This is a genomic window from Rubellimicrobium roseum, assembly GCF_006152145.1.
Lineage (GTDB): Bacteria > Pseudomonadota > Alphaproteobacteria > Rhodobacterales > Rhodobacteraceae > Rubellimicrobium > Rubellimicrobium roseum.
This window is the reverse complement of the sequence record NZ_VDFV01000026.1, coordinates 1-14,132: the sequence shown is the minus strand read 5'-3', so window position 1 is coordinate 14,132 and position 14,132 is coordinate 1. Positions and strand designations below refer to the sequence as shown.

General features: G+C 70.0%; 18 protein-coding genes. 14 read left to right on the top strand and 4 right to left on the bottom strand.

Annotation, left to right across the window (positions count from 1 at the left end; all coding sequences use genetic code 11):
* The first annotated feature begins 99 nt into the window (after positions 1 to 99).
* The 5 genes from FHG71_RS15035 (at position 100) to FHG71_RS15015 (ending at position 3,984) form a co-directional block, all read left to right on the top strand.
* A complete protein-coding gene (locus tag FHG71_RS15035; protein WP_139082520.1) occupies positions 100 to 1,149 on the top strand; it encodes a cobalt-precorrin-5B (C(1))-methyltransferase in 1,050 nt (349 codons plus the stop codon).
* Complete coding sequence (locus FHG71_RS15030; RefSeq protein WP_139082519.1) at positions 1,146 to 1,892, top strand: cobalt-precorrin-6A reductase; 747 nt, start codon at positions 1,146 to 1,148, stop codon at positions 1,890 to 1,892. Before FHG71_RS15035 ends, FHG71_RS15030 begins: the two co-directional genes overlap by 4 nt.
* Positions 1,889 to 2,512 (top strand): DNA-3-methyladenine glycosylase family protein, encoded by a 624-nt coding sequence (locus tag FHG71_RS15025; RefSeq protein ID WP_139082518.1) that lies wholly within the window; start codon positions 1,889 to 1,891, stop codon positions 2,510 to 2,512. Before FHG71_RS15030 ends, FHG71_RS15025 begins: the two co-directional genes overlap by 4 nt.
* Positions 2,513 to 2,562: 50 nt before the next feature.
* Positions 2,563 to 3,240 (top strand): alpha/beta hydrolase, encoded by a 678-nt coding sequence (locus FHG71_RS15020; protein WP_139082517.1) that lies wholly within the window; start codon positions 2,563 to 2,565, stop codon positions 3,238 to 3,240.
* Between the two features lie 159 nt (positions 3,241 to 3,399).
* The gene (locus FHG71_RS15015; RefSeq protein ID WP_139082556.1) at positions 3,400 to 3,984 is read left to right on the top strand and encodes an HNH endonuclease; all 585 of its coding nucleotides are present in this window, start codon (positions 3,400 to 3,402) and stop codon (positions 3,982 to 3,984) included.
* Between the two features lie 22 nt (positions 3,985 to 4,006).
* On the opposite strand, the gene FHG71_RS15010 is transcribed toward FHG71_RS15015, so the two are convergent.
* Positions 4,007 to 4,213 (bottom strand): hypothetical protein, encoded by a 207-nt coding sequence (locus FHG71_RS15010; protein ID WP_139082516.1) that lies wholly within the window; start codon positions 4,211 to 4,213, stop codon positions 4,007 to 4,009.
* Between the two features lie 98 nt (positions 4,214 to 4,311).
* Between FHG71_RS15010 and FHG71_RS15005 the strand changes: the two genes are divergently transcribed.
* The 6 genes from FHG71_RS15005 (at position 4,312) to FHG71_RS14980 (ending at position 9,837) form a co-directional block, all read left to right on the top strand.
* Entirely contained in the window at positions 4,312 to 5,040 is a 729-nt protein-coding gene (locus tag FHG71_RS15005) for an MgtC/SapB family protein (RefSeq protein WP_139082515.1), read from the top strand.
* 81 nt (positions 5,041 to 5,121) lie between these two features.
* On the top strand, positions 5,122 to 6,576 hold the full coding sequence (zwf, locus tag FHG71_RS15000) for a glucose-6-phosphate dehydrogenase (RefSeq protein ID WP_139082514.1): 1,455 nt from the start codon (positions 5,122 to 5,124) through the stop codon (positions 6,574 to 6,576).
* A 67-nt stretch (positions 6,577 to 6,643) separates the two neighbouring features.
* Positions 6,644 to 7,315 carry a 6-phosphogluconolactonase gene (gene pgl, locus FHG71_RS14995; RefSeq protein ID WP_139082513.1) on the top strand — a complete coding sequence of 224 codons (672 nt, stop codon included), beginning with the start codon at positions 6,644 to 6,646 and terminating at the stop codon, positions 7,313 to 7,315.
* Positions 7,316 to 7,320: 5 nt separating this feature from the next.
* Complete coding sequence (locus tag FHG71_RS14990) at positions 7,321 to 7,704, top strand: GFA family protein (RefSeq protein ID WP_139082512.1); 384 nt, start codon at positions 7,321 to 7,323, stop codon at positions 7,702 to 7,704.
* Between the two features lie 7 nt (positions 7,705 to 7,711).
* Positions 7,712 to 9,316 (top strand): glucose-6-phosphate isomerase, encoded by a 1,605-nt coding sequence (pgi, locus tag FHG71_RS14985; protein ID WP_139082511.1) that lies wholly within the window; start codon positions 7,712 to 7,714, stop codon positions 9,314 to 9,316.
* Between the two features lie 44 nt (positions 9,317 to 9,360).
* Positions 9,361 to 9,837: an NUDIX hydrolase gene (locus tag FHG71_RS14980; protein ID WP_139082510.1), complete on the top strand. Its 477-nt coding sequence runs from the start codon at positions 9,361 to 9,363 to the stop codon at positions 9,835 to 9,837.
* A gap of 467 nt (positions 9,838 to 10,304) precedes the next feature.
* Here FHG71_RS14980 and FHG71_RS14975 read toward each other — a convergent pair whose 3' ends face one another.
* Together FHG71_RS14975 and FHG71_RS14970 are read right to left on the bottom strand one after the other, a co-directional pair.
* Entirely contained in the window at positions 10,305 to 10,649 is a 345-nt protein-coding gene (locus FHG71_RS14975; RefSeq protein WP_139082509.1) for a RidA family protein, read from the bottom strand.
* A gap of 96 nt (positions 10,650 to 10,745) precedes the next feature.
* Positions 10,746 to 10,985: a hypothetical protein gene (locus FHG71_RS14970; RefSeq protein ID WP_139082508.1), complete on the bottom strand. Its 240-nt coding sequence runs from the start codon at positions 10,983 to 10,985 to the stop codon at positions 10,746 to 10,748.
* Positions 10,986 to 11,586: 601 nt separating this feature from the next.
* Here FHG71_RS14970 and FHG71_RS14965 point away from each other — a divergent pair.
* Positions 11,587 to 11,775: a helix-turn-helix transcriptional regulator gene (locus FHG71_RS14965; protein WP_342777516.1), complete on the top strand. Its 189-nt coding sequence runs from the start codon at positions 11,587 to 11,589 to the stop codon at positions 11,773 to 11,775.
* Between the two features lie 305 nt (positions 11,776 to 12,080).
* On the opposite strand, the gene FHG71_RS23615 is transcribed toward FHG71_RS14965, so the two are convergent.
* Entirely contained in the window at positions 12,081 to 12,251 is a 171-nt protein-coding gene (locus tag FHG71_RS23615) for a hypothetical protein (protein ID WP_176559441.1), read from the bottom strand.
* A gap of 71 nt (positions 12,252 to 12,322) precedes the next feature.
* On the opposite strand from FHG71_RS23615, the gene FHG71_RS14955 reads away from it, so the two are divergent.
* Together FHG71_RS14955 and FHG71_RS14950 are read left to right on the top strand one after the other, a co-directional pair.
* Positions 12,323 to 13,516, top strand: coding sequence for a bifunctional DNA primase/polymerase (locus tag FHG71_RS14955; protein WP_139082506.1), 1,194 nt, complete (start codon positions 12,323 to 12,325; stop codon positions 13,514 to 13,516).
* Between the two features lie 242 nt (positions 13,517 to 13,758).
* Entirely contained in the window at positions 13,759 to 14,088 is a 330-nt protein-coding gene (locus FHG71_RS14950) for a hypothetical protein (protein WP_246045469.1), read from the top strand.
* Positions 14,089 to 14,132 lie beyond the last annotated feature (44 nt).

Genomic DNA, 14,132 nt, shown 5'->3' with positions numbered 1-14,132 from the left:
CCGTGCCCCATCAACTTGGCCCAAATACGCCTGCGACGCCCCGGCTCTACGCGCCGCTCCCCTTGCGGGCGCCGTGGCCGACCCCCATCATGCCCCACCGTGACCGACAGCGCTCCCACTCCCCTCCGCCGCGGCTGGACCACCGGCGCCTGTGCCACCGCCGCCACGCGGGCCGCGCTCCTGCGGCTCTGGGGCGGAGCCTTCCCGGATTCCGTGACCATCACCCTCCCGCGCGGCGAGATGCCGACCTTCGTCCTGGCCCACTGCGACGCGGGCGAGGGCTGGGCCGAGGCCGGCATCGTCAAGGATGCGGGCGACGACCCCGACGTGACCCATGGCGCGCTGATCGTCGCCCGCGTCGCGCCGTCGGCGGGCGGCGTCACCTTCTGCGCCGGCCCCGGCGTCGGCACCGTCACGCGCCCCGGCCTGCCGATCCCCCCCGGAGAGCCCGCCATCAACCCCGTTCCCCGCGCCATGATGGACGAACAGGTTGCCGACCTCGCCGCCGAGTTCGGCCGCGCGCCCGACATCGAGATCACCGTGTCCATCCCCGGCGGCGAGGAGATCGCCCAGCGGACCTGGAACCCCCGTCTCGGCATCGAGGGTGGCCTTTCGGTCCTCGGCACCACCGGAATCGTGCGCCCCTTCTCCTGCGCCGCCTGGATCGCCTCGATCCACCGTGGCATCGACGTGGCCCGCGCGAGCGGCATCCCCCATGTGGCGGGCTGCACCGGCGCGACCTCCGAGGCCGCCGTCCGCGCGCTCCACGGCCTCCCCGAGATCGCCATGATCGACATGGGCGACTTCGCGGGCGGGATGCTGAAATATCTGCGCCGCCATCCGGTCCCGCGCGTGACCTTGGGCGGCGGCTTCGCCAAGATCGCCAAGTTCGCGCAAGGCGCGCAGGACCTCCATTCGGGCCGCAGCCAGCTCGACATGGGGGCGCTGGCCCGGCTCGCGGGCGACCCCCGCGTGGCCGAGGCGCCCACCGGCATGGCCGCACTCACGCTGCTCGGACCGCCCTTGGCGGACCGGGTCGCAAGGGCCGCCCGCGACCGGCTCGACGCCATGCTCGACGGGACCGGCACCGTGTCGGACGTGGTCATCACCGACCGCGCGGGCTCGGTGGTCGGGCGGGCCGGCCCGTGATCCTGCTCCTCTCCGGCACCTCTGATGCCCGCCGCCTTGCCGCGCGGCTGGCCCGGGAGGGTGTCCCCGCCATCGCCTCGCTGGCCGGCGCGACCAAGGAACCGTTCCCGCTCGGGCTGCCCACCCGCCACGGCGGCTTCGGAGGGGCCGAGGGCTTCGCGGCCTATCTCGACCGCGAGCGCATCACGGCCGTCATCGACGCCACGCACCCCTTCGCCGCCCGCATCACGGCCCGCACCCACGCCGTCTGCCGCGCAAGGGGCGTCCCGCTCCTCCGCCTCGAACGCGCGGGCTGGACGCCCGAGCCCGCTTGGACCTGGGTCGCGGACGAGGCCGAGGCCATGCGCCTCCTCCCGCCCGACTCGGTGGTCTTCCTCGCCACCGGCCGCCAGAGCCTGCCCGCCTGGGCCGGCCTGCGCGCCGCCCGCGTCCACCTGCGCGTCATCGATCCGCCCGCCGAGTCCTTCCCGTTCCCCGGTGGGCCGATCGTCGCCCGCCCGCCTTTTGATCGCGCAGCGGAGTCCGCGCTCTTCCGCGACCTGGGGGTCACCCATCTCGTCGCCAAGGACTCGGGCGCTGCGGACGCCCGCCCCAAGCTCGACGCCGCGCGCGACCTCGGGATCGAGGTGATCCTCCTGCGCCGCCCGCTGCCGCCCGAAGGCCTGCACACCGTCGCCACCGTCGAGGAGGCGCTCGCCTGGGCGTTGCCGTTTCGTTCCGCCACCCCTACCTTCCGGGCATGAGGATCATCCAGTCCAACGACTGCATCGAGGAAGGCGCCGCATGGCTCGGGACCCGCGAGCCGCGCTTCGCCCTGGCCTACGAGATGTCGCGCCCGCTCAAGCTCCGCCGCTACCCCGACGGCTTCGACCGGCTCTTCTCGGCCATCGTGAGCCAGCAGGTTTCCACCGCCGCCGCCGAATCGATCTGGCGACGGCTGGAGGGGCAGGGGCTCACCACGCCCGAGGCGGTGCTGGCGGCCGACGACGACACGCTTCGCGCCCAGGGCCTGTCGCGCCAGAAGGTCCGCTACGCCAAGGCGCTCGCGGCCGAGGGCATCGACTACGAATCCCTGCGTCACCTGCCCACCGAGGAGGTCATCCAGAAGCTCGTCCATGTCCCCGGCATCGGCCGCTGGACCGCCGAGATGTATGCGATGTTCGCGCTGGGCCATGCCGACGTCTTCGCCCCCGCCGACCTCGCCCTGCAAGAGGGCGTACGCCTCCTCTTCGACCTGCCCGACCGCCCCAAGGAGAAGGTCCTCAAGGAGATGGCCGCCGACTGGTCCCCCTGGCGGGCCGTCGCCGCGCGCATCCTCTGGGGCTACTACCACGTCGTGAAATCGCGCGAGGGGGTGCGCTAGCCCGCGCCCCGCGCTATCTCCGGCCCCGGACCAGACAGGGGAAACAGGACATGGCCAAGAGCACTCGCGCCCTTCGCGCCGAACGGGTGGAGCCCATCTCGGGCGAGACGCGCTCCTGCGTGGTCTTCCTCCATGGCTACGGCGCCAACGGCAAGGACCTGATCGGCCTGGCCGAGCCGCTGTCGGAATACATGCCCGACACTCTGTTCCTGTCGCCCGACGCGCCCGAGGCCTGCATCGGCGCTCCCATGGGCCTCCAGTGGTTCCCGATCCCCTGGCTCGACGGCTCCTCCGAGGAGATGGCCCGCAACGGCGTCCTTCGCGCGGTGGACGACCTCCAGTCCTTCCTCGACGGCGTTATGGTGGACGAGGACCTCCTGCCCGAGCAGGTCGCGCTCGTGGGCTTCTCGCAAGGCACCATGATGGCGCTCCACGCCGCGCCCCGGCGCGAGGACCCCGTCGCGGGCGTCGTCGCCTTCTCCGGCCGCCTGCTGGAGCCCGAGACCCTGGCCGACGAGGTCCAGTCCCGCCCGCCCGTGCTCCTGATCCACGGCGACCGCGACGACGTGGTGCCCGTTCAGGCGCTTCCCGAGGCTGCCCGCGCGCTCGAATCGGCCGGCTGGACCGAGGTCTACGCCCACGTCATGAAGGGCACCGCCCACGGCATCGCACCCGACGGCCTGTCGGTGGCGCTGGCCTTCCTGCGCGAGCGTCTGGGGATCGGCTGAGCGTCACCGCACCGTTACCCAACGGAAACACCGGCGTCACCTTCGCGAGATATCCCCAAGCAGCAGCTTGCGAATCTTGCCGCACGCTTAACCGGGCATATAGTCACGGGTGACGGGCATGCGGGGACAGGGAGTCGGAAAGGCATGACGGCACTGGCAATGGACGATGATTTTCGTACCAGCTTCGTGCGGGACCCCGCATCGCTCCGCCATTTTCCCGCACTCGTCCTGAACGCCGACTACCGCCCTCTCTCCTACTATCCGCTCTCGCTCTGGCCCTGGCAGGAGGCGGTGAAGGCCGCCTTCCTCGACCGCGTGCAGATCGTGGCGACCTACGACGAATGCGTGCATTCGCCCTCGACCTCGATCCGCATCCCTTCGGTCGTGGTGCTCAAGGACTACGTCAAGCCGCAGAAGCAGGTGGCCTTCACCCGCTTCAACCTGTTCCTGCGGGACGAGTTCTGCTGCCAGTACTGCGGCGCCAAGGGCGACCTGACCTTCGACCACGTGATTCCCCGCGCACGCGGCGGCATCACGAGCTGGGAGAACGTCGTCGCCGCCTGCTCGACCTGCAACCTTCGCAAGGGGTCCAAGTCGCTGCGCCAGTCGGGCATGTCGCTGCGCCGCCCGCCCCGCCAGCCGGGGTCCGAGGAGCTGCGCAACACCGGCCGCAAGTTCCCGCCCAACCACCTCCACCAGTCCTGGATGGACTACCTCTACTGGGACGCCGAGCTGGAGGCCTGAGGCCCCCGGCCCGGCGCGCCCCTCACTTGTTTGTCCGCCCCGTCTGGTTCGGGTCCACGCCACCCTGCGGCGTGGCGTCGCTCAGCACGTCGCCCTCGAAGGTGGTCTCCCCGTCCTGCAGGTCCTCGTCCTCCTGGCCCGTGGTCCCGGCGCTGCTGCCGATTCCGGGATTGCCCTTCAGGTCCGCGTCGCTGGGGTCGTGGGTCTTGGGATGCTTGCTCGTGCTCATCGCCGGGCCTCCTTGCGGTGTCCGGGAGGAACGCCCGGACCCGCGCCCGGGTTCGCCCGTTCTTGACAGCGCCGCTCCGCGGACCGGACAAACCTCTGATGGACATCCCCTTCCTGCCCCTGCCGTTCCTGCCGGCCGATCTCCAGCGGGCCGCGCTCAACCTCTTCGTGGCGCTGTCCTGCGGTGCGCTCATCGGCTCGGAGCGCCAGATCCGCCAGCGCATGGCGGGGCTGCGCACCAACGCCCTCGTGGCCCTGGGCGCGGCCGCCTTCGTCACCTTCTCGGGCCTCTACCCGGACGAGGTGAGCCCCACCCGAGTCGCCGCGCAGATCGTTTCGGGCATCGGTTTCCTGGGGGCGGGGATCATCTTCCGCGACGGCTTCACCGTCCACGGCATCAACTCGGCCGCGACGCTCTGGTGCGCGGCCGGGGTCGGCATGATAGCGGGGGCGGGGGCCTGGCCCTACGCGCTGCTCCTCACCGGCCTCATCGTCTTCGTGAACCTCGGCCTGCGCCCGCTGGTGAAGTGGATCAAGCGCCACACGCTGGCCGGCCGCCCGGTCCTGCGGCAGTTCGAGGTCGCCGTCACCTGCGCCCCGTCGCGCGAAGCCGAGGTGCGCGCCATCCTGCTCGGCGTCGTTCAGGTCGCCGGCCTGCACCTGACCGAGATCGCCGTGCGGCCCTCGGGCGACGGCGCCGCGCTTGACATCGCCGCGACCGTGACCGGAGAAGGGGTCACGCAGACGGCCATCGACGCCGCGTTCGCGCGGCTCGCGGCCGAGCCGGGCCTGTCCCGCGTGGGCTGGCAGGCTGTCGAGGACACCTGACGGCGTCCGCTGGACGTCGCGACCGGAAGGGGGTAGACCGGCCGCCGTTAGCGCTAACGGCACCGGAAAGGAGCCATGGACATGGTCTCGCGCGTCATCCCGGTCGATGTCTTCGACCTCGTGATCTTCGGCGGCACGGGCGACCTTGCGCGGCGCAAGATCCTGCCCGGTCTCTTCCGCCGCTTCCTGGCGGGGCAGATGCCGCCTGACTCCCGCATCATCGGCGCCGCCCGCGCCGATCTCGACGCCGACGCCTGGCGCGACATGGTGCGAGAAGGCATCGACAGCTTCGGCGGGCCCGAGCTGAGGGGCCACGACAGCCTCCCGGCCTTCCTCCGGCAGCTCGACTACGTCTCGGTCGACGCCACGGTCGAGGAGGGCTGGCCCAAGCTCGCCGCCCTGATGCGGCCGGACGTGGTGCGCGCCTTCTACTTCTCGGTCGCGCCCGGCCTCTTCGGCGCCCTGGCCGAGCGGCTGCACCAGCACGCCATCGCCGACCAGGGGTCGCGCATCGTGGTGGAGAAGCCCTTCGGCCGCGACCTCGATTCGGCCCGCGCGCTCAACCGGACGCTGGCCGAGCACTTCCGCGAAGACCAGATCTACCGGATCGACCATTACCTCGGGAAGGAGACGGTCCAGAACCTCATGGCCGTCCGCTTCGGCAACATCCTCTTCGAGCCGCTGTGGAACAACCACTACGTCGACCACATCCAGATCACCGTGGCCGAGACGGTCGGCGTCGAAGGGCGGGGCGGCTACTACGACAAGTCCGGCGCCATGCGGGACATGGTCCAGAACCACCTGATGCAGCTTCTCTGCCTCATCGCCATGGAGCCTCCCGCCCAGTTCGAGGCCGGGGCCGTGCGCGACGAGAAGCTCAAGGTGATCCGCGCGCTCAAGCCCGTGCCCGCCCACCACATCGTGCGCGGCCAGTACGACGCGAATCACGAGGCGCCCTCCTACCGGGACGAGGCCGGCAACCCCCGCAGCTTCACCGAGTCCTTCATCGCCATCCGCGCCGAGATCGCCAACTGGCGCTGGTCGGGCGTGCCCTTCTACCTGCGCACCGGCAAGAAGCTGCGCGCGCGGCACTCCGAGATCGCGGTGGTCTTCAAGGACCTGCCGCACTCGATCTTCGAGGGTGACGAGCGGCGGCACCGCAACATCCTGTCGATCCGCCTCCAGCCCAACGAGGGCATCGACCTCACCGTGACGATCAAGGAGCCGGGGCCGGGGGGCATGCGCCTCATAGACCGCCCGCTCGACATGACCTTCGCCAAGGCCCTGGGCGAGGAGGCCGCCGAGGCCCCGGATGCCTACGAACGCCTCATCATGGACGTGATCCGGGGCAACCAGACGCTCTTCATGCGCGGCGACGAGGTGGAGGCGGCCTGGGCCTGGACCGACCCGATCATCGAAGGCTGGGAAAAGCGCAACGACGTCCCCAAGCTCTACGACTCCGGCTCCTCGGGCCCCGACGACGCGCTGATGCTCCTGCACCGCGAGGGGCGCCGCTGGCGCGATATCCGGGCCTGAACCCGGGGGCCTAGGCGCGGGCGCGCCGGCCTCTATGCTCTGCCCGGTGCGAAAAGGGACACGCCGAATGGAACTCGTCACCTACCCCGACTCCGAGATGATGATGATCGAGCTCGCCCAGCGCCTCGCGGGCGAGCTGCGCCAGGCGCTCCAGGGCAGCGACACGGCCTCGATCGCGGTGCCCGGCGGCACCACGCCGGGGCCGATCTTCGATTCGCTCTGCGCGGCCGACCTTGACTGGGAGCGTGTCTCGGTCATGCTCACCGACGAGCGCTGGGTGCCCGAGGAGTCACCACGCTCCAACACCCGCCTCCTGCGCCAGCGGCTCCTCGTGAACAACGCCGCCGCCGCGCGCTACCTGCCGCTCCACGCTCCGACCGAGACGCCCGAGGACGGCATCCCCCAGCTCGCCGAGACCATCGCCGAGGTGCTGCCGCTCACCGTCTGCCTTCTCGGCATGGGCACCGACATGCACACCGCCTCGATCTTCCCTGGCGCCGACCGGCTGGAGGAGGCGCTGACCGGCGACGTCATTCTCGTCCCCATGCGCGCGCCCGGCGCGCCCGAGCCGCGCGTGACGCTTTCGGCCAGCGTGCTGTCGGGCGCGATCTCGCGTCACATCGTCATCGTAGGCCCCGAGAAGCGCGAGGCGCTCGACCGCGCCCGCAGCCTCACGCCCGAGGAGGCCCCGGTCGTCGCCGTCCTCAAGGGCGCGACCGTCCACTGGGCCGAGAGCTGACCGCGATGGCCGCGGAGATCACCGGCCGCTGCCTTTGCGGCGACATCCGCTTCGCGGTCGCGGGGCCTATGCGCTCGCGCAACCACTGCCACTGCGAAAGCTGCCGCCGCGCCACCTCCTCGCCCTTCACCACCTGGTTCACGGTGGCGCGCGGGGACCTGCGCTGGACGGGCACGCCGCGCCTCCACGAATCCTCGCCGGGCGTCCGGCGCGGCTTCTGCCCGCGCTGCGGCTCGCCCCTGTCCTACCAGACGGACCGGCGCCCCGACGACGTGGACCTCTACGCCGCGAGCCTCGACGACCCCGCCGGGTTCGAGCCGCAATACCACAGCCACTGGGACGAGCGCGTGACCTGGGTCGCGCTGGCCGACCACCTGCCAAGGGAGTGACGAGACGATGTGGGACGACCTGAAGCGCCACCATCAGACGGTCAAGGACCGCCCCATCCTGTCGCTGTTCGACGACCCCGGCCGGGCCGAATCCTTCTCGGTCCGCGTGGGCGACCTGCTCCTCGACTACTCCAAGACCAACATCGACCGGGACGGCCTGCGCCACCTCACGGGCCTCCTCGACGCGGCCGGGGTGGCCGCCAAGCGCGACGCCATGTTCGCGGGCGCCAGGATCAACGAGACCGAAGGCCGCGCCGTCCTGCACACGGCGCTCCGGAACCTCGACGGCGGCCCGGTGATCGTGGACGGGCAGGACGTCATGCCGGGCGTCCTCGACACGCTCCAGCGCATGGAGGCCTTCGCCACCGCGATCCGCGAGGGGCAGGAGGCGGGGCAGGGCGGCCGCTACACCGACGTCATCAACATCGGCATCGGCGGCAGCGACCTCGGCCCCAAGATGGGGGCCATCGCGCTCGCGCCTTACCACGACGGCCCGCGCACCCACTTCGTCTCCAACGTGGACCCCGCCGACATCGCGGACGTCCTGCGCGCCTGCGACCCGGCCACGACGCTGGTGATCGTCGCCTCCAAGACCTTCACCACGCAGGAGACGATGGCCAACGCCCGCACGGCCAAGGCCTGGATGTCCCAGTCGGTCCCCGACGCCGCACGCCAGTTTGCCGCGCTCTCCACCGACCTCGCCAAGACCGGCGCCTTCGGCATCGACCCGTCGCGCGTCTTCGGCTTCGAGGACTGGGTGGGCGGGCGCTACTCCATGTGGGGGCCCATCGGCCTGTCGCTCATGATCGCCATCGGGCCCGAGGCGTTCCGCGCCTTCCTGCGCGGCGGGCAGGCGATGGACCTCCACTTCCGCAGCGCGGAGTGGCACGAGAACATGCCCGCGCTCCTCGCGCTGGTGGGGATCTGGCACAATCAGGTCTGCGACCACGCGACCCGCGCCGTGCTCCCTTACGACAACCGCCTGATGCGGCTCCCGGCCTACCTCCAGCAGCTCGAGATGGAGTCGAACGGCAAGCGCGTCAGCATGGACGGCGCGCCGCTCGCGGTCCATTCCGGCTCCGTCGTCTGGGGCGAGCCCGGCACCAACGGCCAGCACGCCTTCTACCAGCTCATCCACCAGGGCACCCGCGTCATCCCCTGCGAGTTCCTGGTCGCCGCCCGAGGCTCCGAGGACGACCTCCACCACCAGCACCAGCTCCTGATCGCCAACGGACTCGCGCAGTCCGAGGCCCTGATGCGCGGCCGCACCATGGACGAGGCCCGCGCCCTGATGGCCGCCAAGGGCCTTTCGGGCGACGAACTCGAACGACAGGCGTCGCACCGCGTCTTCCCCGGCAACCGCCCCTCCACGACGCTGGCCTATCCGCGCCTCGACCCCTTCACGCTGGGCCAGATCGTCGCCCTCTACGAGCACCGCGTCTTCGTCGAGGGCGCCGTCCTCGGCATCAACAGCTACGACCAGTGGGGCGTGGAGCTGGGCAAGGAACTGGCGAACACCCTCGCCCCGATGGTCACGGGCGAACAGGGGACCAGCGGCAAGGACGCCTCCACCGCCGGGCTGGTCGAGTTCCTGCGGGCGAACGGGGCCTAGGTCGACGCGTCCAACCCATCGCCCCGGTCTCCAAGGGACCTGCCATGCCCGACATTCCCGTCCGCTGCTTCGCCGTGTCCGTCATCGTGATCCGCGAAGGGGCGGGGATCTGGCAGGTCCTGCTCCTCCGGCGCACCGGTTCGCTCCGGGGCGAATGGTGCCAGGTCGCGGGCGCGATCGAGTCCGGCGAGACCGCGTGGCAGGCCGCCCTGCGCGAGATCCGCGAGGAGACCGGCCTGACGCCCCTGACGCTCCACTCCGCCGACATCTGCGAGCAGTTCTACGAACCCGCCCGCGACTCGATCAGCCTGCTGCCCGTCTTCGTCGCCATCGTGGCCCCCGACGGCCCAGTCGTGCTCAACCATGAGCACAGTGAGTTTCGCTGGCTTGGCTTCGAGGACGCGGCCGCACTGGTGCCGTTCTCTGGTCAGCGTCGCGTTCTCCGGCACGTCGAGCGGGAGTTCGCTCTCGCCCGGCCCAGCGATCATCTCAGGATCTGGCCGCCGTCCTCTGCTCCGTAGCAGGTCATGGAAGCCTCCCGGTCTGGCCAAGGTGTTGCGCGAATCGGGGGAGGACCGTTCGGTGCCCCAACCTTTCGTTAATCTCTCCCTGCGACGCTCCCCGTGAGAGACCCGGAGCCCGCCTCCTCGGCCGCTCCCCTCCGGCCCGCCCGTCACGATGACAGGAAAGGGGCCTGCGTCGGGGGGGGGCCACGGACACTGCGGCGCGCCCGCCCCAAGGTGGCTTCGACGGCCGGCCGCCTTGGTCCCGCTCCCGCCCGACCGTCTGCGACCCGGCCGAGGCCGCCGGGCAAGAGCTCTTTGAGGGTCCGCGGCCCGGACCCGCTGGGAGGGCGGTACACCGCCCGCAAAGACCCAGCCGCCGCGCGTCGAGCACGCGCCCCCTGCCGGCCCGGAGTGGCGTCCCGCCGGCAGCCCCGGAGAACGTCCGCCGCGTGCCCCCAGACGCGGCGGAAACCCTCCGTCTTTTACACTGCTGCCGTGACAATAATCTCGACCAGATACTCCGGCGTCGCGAGCTTCGCCTCGCCCGTCCAGCGCGCGGGCGGGTTCTCGCGGTCCACCCACTGGTCCCAGACGGCGTTCATCTCGCCGAAGGTCGCGATATCCGCGAGCCAGATCTGCGTCGTCAGGATGCGCGCCTTGCTCGTGCCCGCCTCGGCCAGAATCCGGTCGATCTCGGCCAGCACGCCTTGCGTCTGCTCGGTGACGGTCGCGCCCTTGGCGATCTGCCCGGCGAGGTGGACGACCCCGTTATGGACGACGGCCTCGCTCATGCGCGGGCCGGGGCCGATGCGGCGGATGTCGGACATGGTTCTCTCCTTCGGTTCGATGCCGCGCCTGCCTAAGCCGCGCGCGCCCGAAGGAAAAGGGCGGCCGATCCCAGGAACGGAGGCCGCCCTCCGCCGTCACTGCGCCAGAAGGGCCAGCGCCTCGTTCAGCTTCGCCTCCGAGGTCGCGTGGTCGCCCGCATCATGCGCGGCGCGGCCTTCCTCTAGCAGCGTCGCGGCCTGCGCCTTGGTCGCCTCGTCCGCAGTCGAGGCCGACATCCGCTCCTCGACCTGGCCCATCAGCATGGGGCACTGGTTCGCCCAGGCCGGCGCGGCCAGCGCCGTGACGGCCACCAGCGAAAGCAGCATCGTTCTCATGATTTTTTCCTCCCTTACCTTGCGGCAAGCCGACACTAGCACGGAGTTCCCGAGCGCGTGACAGATCTTTGGGAGGACTGGAGCGGGTAACGGGAATAAAAAAACTAGATACATCCGCATGTTAAGAAATACCTTATCGATGCGTACAGCAATTGTACCAACAAGTTGGCCGACGAGGCGGTATGCTCACTCTATCGCCTGCTTGAAGAGGTATGTGACAAAGTTTCGCATTCAGCTCCGAAGTACGTGTCTCCGACGCAGCCCCAAGACGATGGACATCGTCCCCAACGCCGCCCAACGGACCTCAGCATGACGTAAGTAGTCTGGTGACTCACAATTGGTCATCCACAGCTTTCTGGAGTTGCCACACTGGTCATCTGCCTAGATCCGCAATAGATTGCTGACGACCAAGGAAGTCCGTGCTTCTTTCGGCAGCAGGTAGGCGAGCGATCCACGCCGTTGTGGAGTCCATTCTTAGCCCTTCCCGCTCACCCTCACCCCCAACCTTCAAGGCCCTGGAGCAATTCTGCGACGGGGTAGTCAAGAAACGCGATGACGCTTTAGTGCAGCACCGTCGCGCTTCCGCCGAAGGAGTTTGGAAGTGACGTCTGAACGGATCGCTCGCCTCCCCGAAGTCCTAGCTCGTACGGGGCTGGGCCGCAGCACCATCTACGCACTTATGGCGTCAGCCCGCTTCCCGCGCGCAGTGCGTTTGGGCACCCGTGCCGTTGGCTGGAAGGAGAGTGACCTCTCCGACTGGCTCAACTCGCGCCAGAGCAATAGCGACTAGTGGAAACCCCGCCGAGGCGGGGTCTCCAGGCGCTTATAGATCATCGCCTGTTTAGGCTCGACCGCCTCCGGCGTCAAACCGGAGAACGAAATGACTCGTCCCTATCCGAGCATTCCATATGAAGCATCGCAGCTAGATCGCGGCGATGAACGTCGGGCCGCCGCTCCTACGCAGCTTCGTGTCGCTCGCTTGCGCCATCGCTATGGTCTCAGCGGCGTCACCGCCCACCTGATCGCTTCGCTCGCTTATCGGGAGGCCCGCCAGTGACCGCCTCTCAGGACAACGACACTCCGCCCGTCCGCCGCTCACGCACGCCCTCCACCGTCTACCGCCGTCAGGCCGCTTGGCGCGAGCGCAACCCGCTCAAGGTCTGGGCGCACGCGTCCCTCCGCTCCGGTCTGAAGCGCGGCCTTGTCCAGCAGCAGCCCTGTGAGGTGTGCGGCGACCCAAAAAGCGAAGCGCACCACGATCAGCATGACCAGCCTCTCAATGTGCGTTGGCTCTGCCGCACGCACCACAGGCAGCTGCACGCCCGCAAGGTGAAGGCATGACCGGGCCGGCTCTCGACACCGGCGCGGGCGCCCTCGGCACGCTGACTGCCGAGATCGCGCGCCTCCACCACACCGGCTTCAGCCTCCTACCCCTCGGGCGGGGGGCGGACGGCAAGTCGCCCTTGGTAAGCTTCCAAGGCGTCGACCGCCTGCCGCTCCGGCGGGTGCTGGCCCCCATGCACCGGACGGGCTCGACTTGCTACGGCGTCCGCCTGATCGGCCTTGTGGTCGTCGACTGCGACACGGACGACCCGGCCCTGGTCTCGGCCATGGAGACGCGCTTCGGCGCGTCTCCGATCCACGTCCGCACCCCACGCGGCCGGCACCTCTACTATCGCGCCCCGGAGGGCGGGCGACCCATCTATCCCAACCTGCGGGACGAGGGGTTGGCCGTCGATCTCAAGCGTGGCGCCAACGCTTACGTCATGGGGCCAGGCTCGCTCCGGCCGGACGGGGGCGCCTACGTCGCGACTCAGGGCCTGCTCGGCCTCGACGAGTTGCCCGTCATCCGGCTCGAAGGGTCCTTGGCGCCGTGCGCCGGCAGACGGCCGAGTAAGCGGGACGAGAGCGCATCCCAGATCGTGTCCCGGCCTATCGCCGCAGGCGCGCGGCATGATGCCCTCAAGCACGCAGCCATCGGCATGGTGGAGGCGGTGACAGACCCCGACGCTCTCTTCGATGCGCTGCTCCTGATCCGTGACCGCGAGTGCGAGAACCCCGAGGCGGTATCGGAGGAAGAGGTGCGGGACTTGGCCGAGTGGGCTTGGCGGTGCCGGCTGGAGGGCCGGGTGTATGCCGGCCGTCACAGCGACTTCCGGGTCAACCGACTTGCGCTCGACCTGATCGGCGCCGCGACAGGCGGCACGTCGGGGGAGTCCGATGCCGTCGCGCTCTACGTCCGCCTCATCGCTGTCCACGGGCACCGGCCGGGCTACGCCTTCGCGCTCCACCACGAGGGCATGCGGGCAGCCGGGCACACCACCCTGTCGCGGGAGCGCTTCACGGCTGCACGAAGCACTCTCCTGAGCTGCGGTCTGTTGCGGGTGGCAACCAACCACTCGGCCGGTCGCCGGGCACGAACTTATCAACTCTGCCGTCCGCAGTCCGTCATGGTGAACGTCACGCCGCTGCACGGCCGCACGGAGGCGGCGGAAGGGGAGGGGGCAGAGAGCAGGGGAGCGGGGGTCTAAGGCTTATATATGTTGACGGGATCCCGTATCGCTTGCGCTGCCTTCGGAGGGTCGTCCCTAAGAGCAGATACAGCGGTGGCAAGACAGGGGCGGACGTCGACATCGCGGCTAAAGGCATCGTAGATAATATCGCTTAAGGGACTCGCCAGCGCATTATAGCCGCTTCCCGCAACCCCGATGGCACCTTCGCGCCGGGCAACCTCGGCAAACCGCCGGGCAGCCGTCACAGGGCCACGCAGGCCGTGCTGGCGCTCCTTGACGGTGAAGCGGAGGCGCTGACCCGCAAGGCCGTGGAGCGCGCGCTGGAAGGTGACACCACCGCGCTCAGACTCTGCCTGGAGCGCCTCGCGCCACCCCGCAAGGACAGCCCCGTCACCTTTGCCCTGCCAGCCATGCAGAGCGCCACCGACGCGGCGCAGGCGGCCCGGGCGGTGCTGGCCGCCGTCGCGGGGGGCGACCTCACCCCAACGGAAGGAGCGCACGTCATGGCGCTGATCGACACCTACCGGCGCACGCTGGAGACCACGGAGCTGGAGCGCCGCCTCGCGGCCCTGGAAGGAGGACGGGCATGAGCTTGAAGCGCCGCATGGATCAACTGGAGGAACAACGCGCGCGC